At 57.9% G+C, this 14,883-nt stretch carries 16 protein-coding genes and 1 tRNA gene; 13 read left to right on the forward strand and 4 right to left on the reverse strand.

Going from position 1 to position 14,883, the window contains the following annotated elements:
• Positions 1-146: 146 nt before the first annotated feature.
• The 3 genes from DOU54_RS20510 (at position 147) to DOU54_RS20525 (ending at position 4,415) form a co-directional block, all read left to right on the forward strand.
• On the forward strand, positions 147-1,331 hold the full coding sequence (locus DOU54_RS20510; RefSeq protein WP_022555610.1) for a flagellin N-terminal helical domain-containing protein: 1,185 nt from the start codon (positions 147-149) through the stop codon (positions 1,329-1,331).
• A gap of 401 nt (positions 1,332-1,732) precedes the next feature.
• Positions 1,733-2,944: a flagellin N-terminal helical domain-containing protein gene (locus DOU54_RS20520; RefSeq protein ID WP_022555608.1), complete on the forward strand. Its 1,212-nt coding sequence runs from the start codon at positions 1,733-1,735 to the stop codon at positions 2,942-2,944.
• A gap of 259 nt (positions 2,945-3,203) precedes the next feature.
• Positions 3,204-4,415 carry a flagellin N-terminal helical domain-containing protein gene (locus DOU54_RS20525; protein WP_022555607.1) on the forward strand — a complete coding sequence of 404 codons (1,212 nt, stop codon included), beginning with the start codon at positions 3,204-3,206 and terminating at the stop codon, positions 4,413-4,415.
• Between the two features lie 201 nt (positions 4,416-4,616).
• On the opposite strand, the gene DOU54_RS20530 is transcribed toward DOU54_RS20525, so the two are convergent.
• A tRNA-Thr gene (locus DOU54_RS20530) sits at positions 4,617-4,691 on the reverse strand.
• Between the two features lie 155 nt (positions 4,692-4,846).
• Between DOU54_RS20530 and DOU54_RS20535 the strand changes: the two genes are divergently transcribed.
• From DOU54_RS20535 to DOU54_RS20580, 10 genes are all read left to right on the forward strand, one after another.
• Positions 4,847-5,113: a hypothetical protein gene (locus tag DOU54_RS20535; RefSeq protein WP_113380927.1), complete on the forward strand. Its 267-nt coding sequence runs from the start codon at positions 4,847-4,849 to the stop codon at positions 5,111-5,113.
• Between the two features lie 102 nt (positions 5,114-5,215).
• Positions 5,216-6,508, forward strand: coding sequence for a UDP-N-acetylglucosamine 1-carboxyvinyltransferase (gene murA, locus DOU54_RS20540; protein WP_004439925.1), 1,293 nt, complete (start codon positions 5,216-5,218; stop codon positions 6,506-6,508).
• A 114-nt stretch (positions 6,509-6,622) separates the two neighbouring features.
• Positions 6,623-7,063 carry a DUF2948 family protein gene (locus DOU54_RS20545; protein ID WP_004439923.1) on the forward strand — a complete coding sequence of 147 codons (441 nt, stop codon included), beginning with the start codon at positions 6,623-6,625 and terminating at the stop codon, positions 7,061-7,063.
• Positions 7,064-7,183: 120 nt separating this feature from the next.
• Positions 7,184-8,482: a histidinol dehydrogenase gene (gene hisD, locus DOU54_RS20550; RefSeq protein WP_113380926.1), complete on the forward strand. Its 1,299-nt coding sequence runs from the start codon at positions 7,184-7,186 to the stop codon at positions 8,480-8,482.
• Positions 8,483-8,485: 3 nt separating this feature from the next.
• Complete coding sequence (locus tag DOU54_RS20555) at positions 8,486-8,959, forward strand: UPF0262 family protein (RefSeq protein WP_004439916.1); 474 nt, start codon at positions 8,486-8,488, stop codon at positions 8,957-8,959.
• 2 nt (positions 8,960-8,961) lie between these two features.
• Positions 8,962-9,450 carry an arsenate-mycothiol transferase ArsC gene (locus tag DOU54_RS20560; protein ID WP_022555605.1) on the forward strand — a complete coding sequence of 163 codons (489 nt, stop codon included), beginning with the start codon at positions 8,962-8,964 and terminating at the stop codon, positions 9,448-9,450.
• Between the two features lie 144 nt (positions 9,451-9,594).
• Positions 9,595-9,813, forward strand: a complete 219-nt coding sequence (gene infA, locus DOU54_RS20565; RefSeq protein WP_003503453.1) for a translation initiation factor IF-1 — start codon at positions 9,595-9,597, stop codon at positions 9,811-9,813.
• Between the two features lie 31 nt (positions 9,814-9,844).
• Entirely contained in the window at positions 9,845-10,468 is a 624-nt protein-coding gene (locus DOU54_RS20570) for a Maf-like protein (RefSeq protein ID WP_004439909.1), read from the forward strand.
• A gap of 3 nt (positions 10,469-10,471) precedes the next feature.
• On the forward strand, positions 10,472-10,699 hold the full coding sequence (yacG, locus tag DOU54_RS20575; protein WP_004439907.1) for a DNA gyrase inhibitor YacG: 228 nt from the start codon (positions 10,472-10,474) through the stop codon (positions 10,697-10,699).
• A gap of 139 nt (positions 10,700-10,838) precedes the next feature.
• Positions 10,839-11,675: a DUF6030 family protein gene (locus DOU54_RS20580; protein WP_113380987.1), complete on the forward strand. Its 837-nt coding sequence runs from the start codon at positions 10,839-10,841 to the stop codon at positions 11,673-11,675.
• A 12-nt stretch (positions 11,676-11,687) separates the two neighbouring features.
• Here DOU54_RS20580 and galE read toward each other — a convergent pair whose 3' ends face one another.
• The 3 genes from galE to mscL all read right to left on the reverse strand — a co-directional run bounded on the left by galE (position 11,688) and on the right by mscL (position 14,797).
• Positions 11,688-12,719: a UDP-glucose 4-epimerase GalE gene (gene galE, locus DOU54_RS20585; RefSeq protein WP_113731778.1), complete on the reverse strand. Its 1,032-nt coding sequence runs from the start codon at positions 12,717-12,719 to the stop codon at positions 11,688-11,690.
• 334 nt (positions 12,720-13,053) lie between these two features.
• The gene (locus DOU54_RS20590) at positions 13,054-14,220 is read right to left on the reverse strand and encodes a pyridoxal phosphate-dependent aminotransferase (protein WP_006697663.1); all 1,167 of its coding nucleotides are present in this window, start codon (positions 14,218-14,220) and stop codon (positions 13,054-13,056) included.
• Between the two features lie 148 nt (positions 14,221-14,368).
• Entirely contained in the window at positions 14,369-14,797 is a 429-nt protein-coding gene (gene mscL / locus DOU54_RS20595; protein WP_004439896.1) for a large conductance mechanosensitive channel protein MscL, read from the reverse strand.
• Positions 14,798-14,883 lie beyond the last annotated feature (86 nt).

Below are 14,883 nucleotides of genomic sequence, written 5' to 3' on the forward strand. Positions count from 1 at the left end.
AACTCCAATTCACACGCAGCGTGTTTGGTTCCCAGAACATAATAATTCTGAACCGAGTGGCATGAAGCCGAAACGTTGCGGCCGGTAATACCAAGTCCGGAATGTCCCCACTCCAGTATCTCGTAAAAACAAGGGACACATTTATTATGGCAAGCATTCTCACCAACATTAACGCCATGTCTGCTCTCCAGACGCTGCGTTCGATTTCTTCCAACATGGAAGACACCCAGAGCCGCATTTCTTCGGGTTTGAAGGTTGGCTCCGCTTCCGATAACGCTGCCTACTGGTCGATCGCGACCACTATGCGCTCCGACAACGAAGCGCTCGGCGCTGTACAGGACGCACTCGGCCTCGGCGCTGCCAAGGTTGACACGGCTTACGCCGGTATGGAATCGGTCATCGACGTCGTCAAGCAGATCAAGAACAAGCTGGTAACGGCTCAGGAATCGTCTGCTGACAAGACCAAGATTCAGGGCGAAATCACCCAGCTCCAGGACCAGCTGAAGGGCATCGTCGAATCGGCTTCGTTCTCTGGTGAAAACTGGCTGAAGGCTGACCTTTCTGCTGCTGCAACCACCAAGTCTGTCGTCGGTTCGTTCGTTCGCGAAGGCGGCACTGTTTCGGTCAAGACGATTGACTACCTCATGGACGCGTCCAAGGTTCTCGTCGATACCCGCGCTACGGGCACCAAGACCGGTATTCTTGACAAGGTTCAGGACGTTGGCGTCGACACCGTAACGCTGACCATCAATGATGGCGGCACCCTGAGCGAGCACACGGTTCAGGCTTACTCGCTGGATACGCTGACCACGGCTGGTGCAGAATTCCAGGGTAACTTCGCCAAGACCGCTACCGACAACTACGTAAAGGTCGAAGGTTCGTGGGTTAAAGCAGTTGCCTCCGCCGGAACGCAGGAAATCGCATCCACGACCACGGCTGCGGGCACTATCACGGCAGGTACCTGGATGGTGGACACGACCAACGCCGGCGCAGGCACGGTTGCGGCCTCCGGTTCGGTTCTTTCCATGAACATCTCCTCGCTGACGGGCACGCAGCTTTCTGCTCTGGTCAAGGCGGTAGATAAGTCTCTTACCGAACTGACCAGCGCTGGCGCACAGCTCGGTTCGATCTCTTCCCGTATCTCTCTGCAGGAAGACTTCGCGTCGAAGCTGAAGGGCTCCATCGACAAGGGCGTCGGCCGTCTCGTTGATGCCGACATGAACGAAGAGTCTACCCGCCTGAAGGCGCTGCAGACCCAGCAGCAGCTGGCGATCCAGTCGCTCTCGATCGCAAACAGCGACTCGCAGAACATCCTGTCGCTGTTCCGTTAATAAACGGCATTCTCGTAGCCCATTGGGGCTGGGGGATTTAATATCGAACTGACTGTTCGGGGGCTGACCGGACAATCAACGAGATAGACAAGAAATGGCTGGAAGGCTGAACCAGCCAAATCAAAATAAGGCCGCCCCTTGAAAAGGGGGCGGCCTTATCTTTTTTTTAATGTCTTTTTGATACGCACGCGCGCACGCAAGGGTGGAAAAATTAAATCAAAAGATGTGATGTTTTCTTGTCTGCTTAGGGGTTCATTAACCAAACAGGGATTAGCTAAGGCCATCGAAACGGCGAGCTAACCTTTAAAAATCAGCTGGTTAGCAGGCATGACGCTGCGCGCCGTTCCCGGTGAAACCGGAATGTCCCTTTTTTAATCAGCCATTCAAGGGGCACCTTTATCATGACGAGCATTCTCACCAACATCGCAGCAATGTCTGCGCTCCAGACCCTGCGCTCTATCGGTCAGGACATGGAAGCCACTCAGGGCCGCGTCTCTTCCGGCCAGCGCGTTGGCACCGCATCCGACAACGCTGCTTACTGGTCTATCGCGACCACCATGCGTTCCGACAACATGGCGCTTTCCGCCGTTCAGGACGCTCTCGGCCTCGGCGCAGCCAAGGTTGACACGGCTTATGCCGGTATGGAATCGGCTATCGAAGTCGTTAAGGAAATCAAGGCCAAGCTTGTAGCCGCCACTGAAGACGGCGTTGACAAGAACAAGGTTCAGGAAGAAATCACTCAGCTTCAGGAGCAGCTCCGCGGCATTTCCGAAGCAGCTTCGTTCTCTGGCGAAAACTGGCTGCAGGCAGACCTTTCCGTTGCTGGTGGCACCGTCACCAAAGATGTCGTCGGTTCCTTCGTTCGTGATGCCAACGGTATCGTTTCCGTCAAGAAGATCGACTACACTCTCGACACCGATAGCGTTCTCTTCGATACCCGTGCAACGGGCACGAAGACCGGTATCCTGGACAAGGTTTACACAGTCGCAGAAGACGGCGTTACGCTCAGCATCAACACCGGCGGCGTGACTTCCGAAGTTACTGTAAAGTCCTTCTCCATCGACAGCCTCATCAAATCCGGCGCTGCATTCCAGGGCAACTACGCAAGCGTAACGACCGCCGCTGCTGGTGGCGCAGGTGTCGGCGACTACGTTAAGGTCGAAGGCACATGGGTTCTGGCTGCTAACGCAACCACCGCTCCCACGCAGGAAATCGCTGCTACCACCACTACGCCGGCGGCAGCAAGCTGGATCGTCGCCACGGCCAATGCACCGACCACGACGCCTGCCGTAACCTCTCTCGACGGTATCAACATCATCGGCCTATCCGGCACGCAGATCAACCAGATGATGAAGGCCGTTGACGCCGCCCTGAAGGACATGACGAGCGCCGCTGCAGACCTCGGCTCGATCTCCATGCGTATCGGCCTGCAGGAAGACTTCGTCTCCAAGCTGACCGACTCGATCGACTCGGGTGTTGGGCGTCTGGTCGACGCTGAAATGAACGAAGAGTCCACCAAGCTCAAGGCTCTGCAGACTCAGCAGCAGCTGGCCATCCAGTCGCTTTCGATCGCAAACAGCTCTTCGGAAAGCATCCTGTCGCTCTTCCGTTAATCGGCACAAAATCCAAAAAAACGGGCCGCGCTTTTTCGAAAGCGCGGCCTTTTTTGTTTACCCGGATCGTCGCCATTCACATTTATTAATTTTTCCAGTTTGCGCTTTAGGTTTTGTTAACCATTCGAGCCTTAGAAAAGGCCCATCGAAACGATTGGTTAACCAAGGCGAAAAAGAGGTTAACAGGCATCAGGCCGCTCAATCGTTCCCGGCGATCCCGGAATGTCCCTTCTCCATTAGCCAATCAAGGGGCACAAAGATGACCAGCATTCTGACCAATATCTCCGCAATGGCAGCTCTCCAGACCTTGCGGTCTATCGATGCGAAAATGGAAACGACACAAAGCCGCGTTTCCTCGGGCCTGCGCGTAGGCACGGCTTCCGACAATGCGGCCTACTGGTCCATCGCCACCACAATGCGCTCTGACAACATGGCGCTCTCCGCAGTTCAGGACGCTCTCGGTCTTGGCGCGGCAAAGGTCGACACGGCTTATTCCGCCATGGAATCGGCTGTCGAAGTCGTAAAGCAGGTCAAGGCGAAGATGGTCGCAGCGACGGAAGAAGGCGTAGACAGAAGCAAAATCCAGGAAGAAATCTCGCAACTGCAAGAACAGTTACGCAGTATCTCCTCTTCTGCCTCCTTTTCCGGCGAAAACTGGCTTCAGGCGGATCTGACCTCAGCTACCGGCAATGCAGTTACCAAAAACGTCGTTGGCTCCTTCATCCGCACGGCAGACGGCTCCGTATCTGTTAAAAAGATCGATTATCAACTGGACAGCACGACTGTACTTTTTGACGAAGGGGGCCAGCTCGGTATTATCGATCGCGTCTTCAACGTCACTCCTGCGTCCACGACCTTGAAGATCAACACCGGCGGCACAATCAGCGAGCATGCCGTTCTCACCAATTCCGTCGACAGCCTCATCAAATCCGGCGCCACATTCGAAGGGAACTATGCAAACGTCACCACGGCCGTTGCAGGTGGTGCAGCAGCGGGCGATTATGTGAAGGTAAACGGCGTATGGGTTAAAGCCGTCGCAGCAGCTTCCAACCCCGGGCAGGAGATCGCCGCAACCAGCAATGCTGGCGCCAACCAGTGGGTAGTCGATGTAACTCCCATTCCCGCAGGAACGGTTGTAACAGCCGCGGCATCGCTCGACACCGTCGACATAAGAACTCTGAGCAACGAAGAGCTCGACGTCATGGTTCGTGCAACCGACGCAGCACTAGAGGCAATCACCAGCGCAACTGCCGATCTTGGCTCCATCTCCATGCGTATCGCCATACAGGAAGACTTCGTCTCCAAGCTGACCGACTCCATCGACAAGGGCATCGGCCGCCTCGTCGACGCGGATATGAACGAGGAATCCACCAAGCTCAAGGCGCTCCAGACGCAGCAGCAGCTGGCCATCCAGTCGCTCTCCATCGCCAATACCAGCTCCGAAAATATCCTGTCGCTATTCCGCCAGTAAGCGGCGCCCATTGGCTACGGGCGGTTTCGTCCCGCTCTGGCAGCAACAGAATATTCGGATGTGGAAACCGCGCTTCGCAATGGGCGCGGTTTTCCCGTTTGCGAAGCTTTCACGAAGCGGCAACACTCCGGAATACGGTGAGCAACATGCAGGGTGTAGGGCTTGAGTAAGCGCGCAACTTCTTGAATTGTCGAGGTAAAATGGTGCTGCTAGAGAGATTTGAACTCTCGGCCTCTCCCTTACCAAGGGAGTGCTCTACCCCTGAGCTATAGCAGCATCCGGTGCCGAAGCGATCGCTTCAGCATCAAGCGTGGCGGCCTATTGCCACAGGTTTTTGACGAGCGCAAGTCGCAAAACGATATTCTTCATCAAGCGGCGCAAAAAAGCGCCCCCCCTGTTGAAAACAGCATTTTTCAGATATTGCTGAATCTATGACCGAACATCACGACAAACAGGTGAAGACAGCGCTCTGCGGGGACTTTTCCACGGGCGCATCCGACACGGCGGCCAGCGGCAAGCCGCAGGCGGGGCCCGGCGAAAAGGCGCGCCAGCGCGAGGCGGAACGGAAGGCGCGTGCCGCGAAGAAACTTCGCGAAAATCTTTTGAAGCGCAAACAACAGGTTCGCGCGCGCCGTGCTGGCGACGCAGACGACACCATCGGCCTGCCTGCCGCAAAAACGGACGAATCATCCTCATAGAGAATTCACAGCATAAAATTGAAACGCCGCGGAAATTCGTCTAAGGACGCGCCTTTCCGCAAGGCACGATAAAGAAAGGCGGGCACAGGCCCGTAGGGACGCATGGATCGCATCAGAATTACGGGTGGCAACAAGCTCAACGGCATCATCCCCATCTCCGGCGCCAAAAACGCCGCCTTGCCGCTGATGATCGCATCGCTGCTGACCAGCGATACGCTGACGCTCGAAAACGTGCCGCATCTGGCTGACGTGGAGCAGCTGATCCGTATCCTCGGCAATCATGGCGTGGATATTTCCGTGAATGGCCGCCGGGAAAGCCAGGGCGAAGCTTATTCCCGTACCGTGCATTTCACCTGCCGCACCATTGTCGATACCACCGCTCCGTACGAGCTGGTCTCCAAGATGCGTGCAAGCTTCTGGGTCATCGGCCCGCTTCTGGCGCGTGAGGGCCGCGCCCGCGTCTCCCTGCCTGGCGGCTGCGCCATCGGCACGCGTCCCGTTGACCTGTTCATCGAGGGCCTGCAGGCGCTCGGCGCGACGATGGAGATCGATGGCGGCTACATCAATGCCTCGGCCCCCAAGGGCGGCCTCATCGGCGCGGTCTATACCTTCCCCAAAGTTTCGGTTGGCGCGACGCATGTGATGCTGATGGCTGCAAGCCTTGCCCGCGGCACAACCGTCATCCACAACGCCGCCCGCGAGCCCGAGGTTGTCGATCTGGCGCACTGCCTGATCGCAATGGGCGCGAAGATCGAAGGCGCCGGCACCTCCACCATCACCATCGAAGGCGTTACCTCGCTTTCCGGCGCGCGCCACCGGGTTTTGCCCGATCGTATTGAAACCGGCACCTATGCCATGGCAGTGGCCATGACCGGCGGTGATGTCGTGCTGGAAGGGACGCGCGCATCGCTGCTCGACAATGCACTTGATACGCTCAGGCTCGCGGGCGCTACGATCAGCGAGACGGAAACCGGCCTGCGCGTGGTGCGCAACGGCAACGGCATTCAGCCGGTCGATGTCGTCACTGAACCGTTCCCCGGCTTCCCGACAGACCTGCAGGCGCAGTTCATGGCGCTGATGACCCGTTCCCAAGGCGTTTCCCACATTACCGAAACGATCTTCGAAAACCGCTTCATGCATGTGCAGGAGCTTGCCCGGCTCGGTGCGAAGATTTCGCTTTCCGGTCAGATGGCTCGCATCGAAGGCGTTTCCCGCCTCAAGGGTGCGCCTGTGATGGCGACCGATCTGCGCGCTTCCGTGTCGCTGGTCATTGCCGGCCTCGTGGCCGAGGGCGAGACCATGGTGTCGCGCGTCTATCATCTAGACCGCGGCTTCGAACGCCTCGAGGAAAAGCTCACCCGCTGCGGCGCGTTGGTCGAGCGCGTCAGCGATTGATCCATTCATCGCCGCTCATCCGTTTTCTACCCGTTGCACAGCGGGCCGGGACTGCCTATTTCCATTGTAAGTCATGGAAATAGCGGTCCTCACCGCACAAGAAGGAAGAAAAAGATGAGCGGCCTGAAATTGCTCGCGCTGGATACTGAAGATCTCTCCGTCATCTCGACCCATATGCAGGACAGTGTCTTCAAGCTGAAGGATGTTGCCTTCGAGCCGAAACACGGCCAGTTCACCTTTTCCGCCAACCGTTTCGTCTGGGAAAGCGCCGATAAAAAGCACCTGCCACCGGAACGCTGCCGCACAGTTGTTTTCCTGAAGCGTGTCTCCGCCGTTCGTTCGCAGTCCATCAACCTGGCCGACAGGGAGCAGGTTCTTTCGCTTCTGGCGATACGTTTCACACCGAATGGCGAAGGCCCGGATGGCCTTGTGGAACTGGCCCTTTCCGGCGGCGGCACCATCGCGCTTGATGTCGAATGCATCGAGGCGCAGTTGACTGATGTGAGCGGTGCGTGGGAAACCGCCACCAAACCGCATCATCCCGACAGCGAATAAGCTTTCCGGACTGTCGGGACGGTTGCCTTTCCGTCCCGTTTCGATTTATGCCACATACCAGAGCTGCAATCGTTCTGCGGTAAGTCGTGCACCCCGTGGGGACAATGAAAGGGTAATGGCGTGGCAATCTGGCTGGAGCAGGCATCGGCTGATTTCGAACAGAAATTCGCTGCCTTCCTGACAACCAAGAGAGAAGTTTCCGAAGACGTCAATGCGACCGTTCGCGACATCATCAATGATGTCCGACATCGCGGCGATGCGGCCCTCGCCCATTACTCCCGGAAATTCGACGGCATCGATTTTGCCGCGGTGCCGATGCGGGTAACGACTGATGAAATCGATGCGGCGATTGCCGCCGTCGACACGAGCGTGATCGAAGCGCTTGAACTCGCAGCCCGGCGTATCGAAAAACACCATGCGCGACAGATGCCGAAGGACGATATTTACGAGGACGATATCGGCGTCGGCCTCGGCTCGCGCTGGACCGCAATCGAGGCCGTGGGCCTTTATGTGCCCGGCGGCACGGCCAGCTATCCAAGCTCAGTGCTGATGAATGCCGTGCCCGCCAAGGTTGCCGGTGTGGAGCGCATCGTCATGGTCGTGCCCGCGAATGGCGGCGCGGTCAATCCGGCCGTTCTGGCTGCCGCGCGTATTGCGGGCGTCGAGGAAATCTATCGCATCGGTGGCGCGCAGGCCGTGGCGGCACTGGCTTATGGCACTGAAACCATCGCGCCGGTCGCCAAGATCGTCGGCCCGGGCAATGCTTATGTGGCGGCCGCCAAGCGTCAGGTCTTCGGCACTGTCGGCATCGACATGATCGCCGGCCCTTCCGAAGTGCTTGTTATCGCCGACAGGGATAACGACCCCGACTGGCTTGCTGCCGATCTTCTGGCGCAGGCGGAGCATGATCGTGGTGCGCAATCCATCCTGATCACCGATGATGCCGAGCTCGGCAAGGCGGTGGAAGCAGCCGTCGAGCGGCAGCTGAAGCGTCTCTCGCGTTCCGAAACAGCAGCGGCGAGCTGGGCGGATTTCGGCGCGATCGTTCTGGTCGAAAAGCTCACCGATGCCATCCCGTTGGCCAATCGGATCGCCGCCGAACACCTGGAACTTGCCATCGATGACCCGGATGCGCTAATGGCCCACATCCGCAATGCCGGGGCGATTTTTGTCGGGCGCCACACCCCCGAAGTGATCGGCGATTATGTGGGCGGTTCCAACCATGTTCTGCCGACGGCGCGCTCGGCCCGTTTTTCCTCAGGCCTTTCGGTGCTGGACTTCGTCAAGCGCACGTCCATCCTGCGGCTTGGTCCCGAGCAGCTGCGCCAGCTTGCGCCGGCAGCCATCACCCTTGCCCGTTCCGAGGGGCTGGACGCGCATGCGCGCTCCGTCTCCATCCGCCTCAACCCGGAAAGTTAAACGATGGCGTCAGGCGACTTCCGGCTCTGCGACGTGGTACTGGACGACAGCATCGGCCGGTCCACGCCCGACGTGGAGCATGAACGCGCCGTCGCTATTTTCGACCTGATCGAAGAAAATACCTTTGAGCCTGCCGGACATGACGGCGGGCCGTACCGGCTTTATATATCGCTCGTCGATTCCAAACTGGTTTTCTCCATCAAGACCGAGGACGACAGGGATGTCTCCACCCATATCCTGTCGCTGACGCCGTTCCGTCGCATCATCAAGGATTATTTCCTGATCTGCGAAAGCTATTACGAGGCGATCCGCTCTTCCACGCCGAGCCAGATCGAGGCGATCGACATGGGCCGGCGCGGCATCCACAATGACGGGTCGCAGACGCTGATGGACCGGCTGTCCGGCAAGATAAAGGTGGATTTCGACACGGCGCGCCGGCTCTTCACCCTTGTCTGTGTGCTTTATTGGCGGGGTTAGAGATGAGCGATCCTGCCGCAGCGCCAAACGAGGGACGAGCGCCGAAATCGGTCCTGTTCATGTGCGGCATGAATTCCATCCGCTCCCCCATGGCCGAGGTGATCGCCAAACGATTGGTCGCGCCCGGCATCTACATCCAGTCGGCAGGTGTGCGGGCGGGCGAGCGCGATCCCTTCGTGGATGCGGTGCTGGAGGAGCAGGGTTTTTCGCTCGGCAAGCACAAACCGCGTACTCTGGACGAGATCGAGGATGATTTTTTCGATCTGATCATTACATTAACACCAGAAGCTCATCACGCCGCACTGGAACTGACGCGCTCGAACTCTCTCGATGTGGTCTATTGGCCCACCATGGATCCGACGGTGGTCACTGGCACGCGGGAGCAAATACTCGACGCCTATCGTGAGGTGCGGGACCATCTTGCAAAACTGATTGCCGAACGCCTGCCGAAGCGGCAACAGCCGGTGGCGGATACGCTTTCAAAAGACTGAAAACTGCCTCGGCCTGTTAAAATCGATCGCGATTTTCAAGCCGATGCTTTAGAGGTTCACAAATGTGCCGGGATTGTGTAGTTTCCGCGCAATTTTCCCGGACAGGACACGGTCCGGCACTATCAACAGGAAGAAAACCCTTACATGACAAAAGAAGAAGTCCTTGAATTCCCGGGCATCGTAACCGAATTGCTGCCGAACGCAACATTCCGCGTGAAGCTTGAGAACGACCATGAAATCATCGCCCATACGGCGGGCCGCATGCGCAAGAACCGCATCCGCGTTCTCGCAGGCGACAAGGTTCTGGTCGAAATGACGCCTTACGACCTGACCAAGGGCCGCATCACCTATCGCTTCAAGTAATCCGTTTCCGCATCCTACGCCCGGCAGCGCAATGACGAATTCAAAACAAAAGCTCGTTCTGGCTTCTGGATCGCCGCGGCGTCTGGAGCTGCTGCATCAGATCGGCATCGAGCCGGCTCGCCTGATGCCGATGGATATTGACGAGACGCCCGTCAAGCTCGAGCATCCGCGAACGCTCTGCCGCCGTCTTTCCTTGCAGAAAGCGGAAGCGGCGCAGGCGGCGCTGAAAAACGAGCAGGCCTGGAAGGACGCCTATGTTCTGGGGTCCGACACGGTCGTTGCTGTCGGTCGACGTATCGTGGGCAAGGCCGAATATACGGAAGAGGCTTCAGCGGCCCTGCATCTTCTTTCCGGACGCAGCCATTGGGTCTATACCGGCATCTGCCTCGTAACCCCGGGCGGCAAGATCCGGCAGAAAGTGGCGGAGACCAAGGTACGCTTCAAACGCCTGTCGACCCGTGAGATAGATGCCTATATCGCCTCCGGGCAATGGCGCGGCAAAGCGGGCGCTTATGGTATTCAGGGCATCGCCGGCGCGTTTGTGCAGAAATTGACGGGCTCTTACACCAATGTCGTCGGTCTGCCGCTCTATGAGACCATGTCGCTTCTTGCCGGTGAAGGGTTCGAGGTGACGTCTGGCTGGCTGGAGGGATAGGCTATGGCAAAATCCTCCACCGAAGGCGCTGGAAACGTTACGCCGCTCCGCAAATCCCAACCGTGCCCGGAATGCGGCCGACCATCGACGCGGGAAGACTACCCGTTCTGCTCGGATCGCTGCCGCTCGCTCGATCTGGCCCGCTGGCTGAACGGTTCCTACGCCATTCCCGTGGCGGATGATGAGAGCAGCGCCGGCGGACGGGATGGTGACAAGAATTCCTCCGACTGAGGACGTCCGCCGGACATTCCGGCGGAACCAGATATTTTAGAACTTTTACTCGCAATTGATATTCGCCGGACCGCCAATGGTCCGATAATTCGCTCCAAACCGGCTGATGCCTATAACAGACAGCCAACAAGGTCCCATGATGGACGCAGGCCCGCAAAAGAGAGTCAGTCTCCGCGCGCTGCTTGTTGCGGTGCTCGTCGTCTGTTCCGCCATATCGGCAACGGTTCTGCTCGCCAATGACAAAAAGCATCTGAGAAGCCTGCTCACCTATCTCAATCTGGCGCCCGCTCCTCTTTCCGCCGTACCATCTGCCAGGGCAAAACCCGTCAAACGGCAGAAGCCTGCCGCGAGAACCATTTATCTGCCACCTCACCTGCTGAAATTCGAGCGCAATGGCGCCAGAGCGTCTTTCGCCCGCGATTTCATCATCTCCGGTAAAGACCTTTGCGACCGGTTCACGGCCGAAGGCTTCTCCAGCCCGCGAGGCTGGCATCCTAGTCCGGTGAATAACCGCAGCTTCGAATGTATGGCCGATCTGGGCAAGGCAACGACGGCGGACCCGGCTGACGCGGCGTCGCTTTTCCTGGAAATCCGCGGCAAGGTTTCCGGGGAAATCCGGTCCGTCAGGCTGAAGGCAGTTGCACCGCAGACATCGGCCGGACGCGCTGTCAACGCGAAGCTTGCGGCAGCACTTGCCATGATTATCGAGCAGACCCGTTGGAGAGATATTGGCTCGGTGCTTGAACCGGCGCAGAAGATGCAACAGTATCAGGCGCGACACTTCGGCATTTCGGCTTCCGTGAAGCCGGAACCCACCGCGCCGCACCGCGTGAATGTGATTTTGCTCGCGACCGAAACTTCGGCCGGACTGAAGCTGACACGCAGCTTCTTCGATCGTGATCGATGGCTTCGCCCCGCCAGCGCGTCAGACCGCCCGACTGACTATCGTTCAGTCAAGAAAAACAGGGCAAGGTGATGCGCAGCCGGTTCATCCTATCGCCGCCAGTTTACGCCGTATTGGAGGAATTATCTCGTTTTTCTGGGCCTGGCGCTTGGCCTCCCATTGCAACGCGGTGCGGACGATGGTCGAAAGATCGTTGAAGCGCGGACGCCAACCAAATTCTGACTGGATGCGTCCCGAATCCGCCACCATGGTGGCGATGTCGCCGGCCCGGCGCGGACAGTGGATGACCGGAAAATCATGTCCGGATTCCCGCTGCACGGCATGCAGGACGTCAAGCACCGAATAACCGACGCCATAACCGCAGTTGAGCGTTCTTGTGCCGCCGCCGGCGCGCAAATGGGCCATGGCCAGCATGTGCGCTTCGATGAGGTCGCTGACATGGATATAGTCGCGAACGCCGGTGCCATCGGCTGTCGGATAATCCGTCCCGTAAACCTCCACGTGATCCCGGCGCCCGGTTGCAGCTTCGCATGCCACCTTTATGAGATTAGCGACGCCTGTTGGCGAAGGTCCGGCGCGACCCTGGGGGTCGGCTCCGGCCACATTGAAGTAACGCAACGCCACGTAGTTGAAGTCATGGGCGCGCACGACATCGCGTAGCATGATTTCAGAAGCGAGTTTCGACAGACCGTAGGGATTTTCGGGGCTGAGGACCGCCGTTTCCGGCACCGGGCCTTCGAAAGGCTTGTTTCCATACACAGCGGCTGTGGAGGAGAAGATGAAATTGCGGATATCATTCCGCACCGCGGCAGCGACAAGCGCGCGGGTGGTGCCGGTGTTGTTTTCGTAATATTCGAGCGGCCGGCTGATGGATTCGGGAACGCTGACGGAGCCGGCGAAATGGAAGATGGTCTCGATCTGATTTTCTTCGAAAATCTGGTCGAGCAACGCGGGATCCGCCGCATCGCCGAGATAAAAACGCGCCGCTGGCGCGACGGCCCAGCGCGATCCGGTCGAAAGCCGATCGACAACGACGACTTCTTCCCCGGCATCGAGCAAAGCCCACACCATGTGGCTTCCTATATAACCGGCCCCACCCGTGACCAGAACAGCCATGACACTACTTCCCTGTTTGCTTTTCTTGAGCTCATCAAAGCCAATAATTCTTCATCATTGATTACTTGCACAGCGAATACCCAGCCAATCCTCCGCCTCTGTGAAAAGGTGGCTTACGATTGGTTAGTGCGATGCAAGGCATTTTATTTATTGTATGAAAATGTTCTCATAGACGGAACGAGGGCGCATTAGCACAAAAAAACCCGCACGTCGATGGCTACGCCGTGGGGTTGTAATTTTCGCGCTTCGGCGTGATGCCCAAAGGCGCGCCGGACAGAGTCGTGCCGATGCTATGTAGGCGCCGTGAAAGGGCAGAGATGCCGGCGAGCGAGGCTTACCGACTAAGGATGTAAGAGGCCAGCCTGTCGGCCGCGTCTTCTATCTGCCTGGGGTTGCGCAGGAAGCAGGCGCGGAGGAACAATTCTCCCCCTGGGCCGAAGGCAGTTCCGGGCGCAAGGCCGACGCCGGTCTTATCGACGATATCAATCGCGGTTGCGCGGCTGTCCGTCACTCCATCGATCTTGAGGAAGGCATAAAGAGCGCCATCCGGTTTCAGAGTTTCGACGCGGTTCGTTGCAATCAAGGCGTCACAGAGAATATCGCGTGAGGTCAAAGCGCGCTCGTAATTCTCGCGAATGAAACCATCGCCCTTGTCGAGGGCCGCGACCGCGCCGCGCTGCATGAATTGCGCCACGCCTGACGTGGAATATTGGATAAGGTTTTCGATCACCTGGCCGATGACTGGCGGAGCGACAAGCCAGCCGACCCGCCAGCCGGTCATCGACCAGTTCTTCGAGAAGGAATTGGCGAAGACGATCTTGTCGTCCGGCTCCATCACATCGAGGAAGGACGGCGCACGGCTGCCGGAATAATGATAAAGCGCATAAATCTCGTCGGCGACGATCCAAAGATCATGTTTGCGGGCAAGCGCCAGAACATCACGGAGATTGTCTGCCGTCGCTGTCCATCCAGTCGGGTTGGAAGGCGTATTGATGAAAAGCGCCTTCGTCTTGCGGGTAATCGCGCTTTCCAGCCTGTCGATATCGAGATCCCAGCGGCCATCACGAAAATCGATGCCGACCGGAACCGCCTTCGCCCCTGCCACACCGATGGCGGCAACGATATTCGGCCATGTGGGTGAAAGATACACCATCTCGTCGCCCGGTGACGTCAATGCCTGAACGGCAAGCACAATCGCCTGCATACCTGAACCGGTCGCATAAAAATGCTCCGGCGGCAGCGATGCCGCGAAATGGCGTTCGTAATAACGGCTCAGCGCCTGGCGCAGTTCTGGAATACCGCGCTGCCAGGTATAGAAGGTCTCGCCATTGTTCAGACCATCGATGGCGGCCTGATTGATGAAGTCGGGGCTTGGCAGATCACCTTCGCCAACCCACAGCGGCAGGAGGTTGTCCCGCCCCCGGGCATAATTCACGACTTCGACAATACCGCTCTCGGGAGCCGCAAGAGAGCGTGCACTCAGACTGTTCAAAATGGACATTAAAGACACTCCGTTTGGTGCCTTCTTATCGCATCGCACCCGCCATGTGCATGATAATCCGTGAGGCGGCCATGGATTTTCTTTATGGATCATCCCGGCAGGAGATCGCCGGCCGCATGGGCCGGCGGTTAAACCAGATATATCTGGCTCAGCGCGTCTTCAGCAGATCGCGAATTTCGGTAAGGAGCCTCACGTCCTCCGGCGGCGGGGCAGCTGCCGGCTTTTCCTCGACCTTCTTGCGTTCGACGGAATCGCGAAGCTTATTGACGCCCTTCACCATCAAGAAAATGATCCAGGCGAGGATGAGGAAGTTGATGAGAACGGTCAGAAAGTTACCGTAAGCGAAAACGGCGCCCTGCTCGCGGGCTGCGGCGAGCGAGGTGGCATTGACGTTAGAGCTCAGTGGCAGGAAGTAGTTCGAGAAGTCGAACCCGCCGAAGATTGCGCCGACGATAGGCATGATAAGATCGTTGACGACGGAGTCGACGATCTTGCTGAAAGCGGCACCGATAATAACACCCACGGCAAGGTCCATGACATTGCCGCGGGCAATGAAGGTTTTAAATTCGTTAAGCATTCAGATTGTCCCTCTCGTGCTTTGCGAGCTGAAGCTATGTGACTGTCCCTACACCTTCAACCATACAGATTCCCTTACACTTTTGG

Source organism: Agrobacterium sp. MS2 (assembly GCF_003261015.1).
GTDB lineage: Bacteria > Pseudomonadota > Alphaproteobacteria > Rhizobiales > Rhizobiaceae > Agrobacterium > Agrobacterium pusense.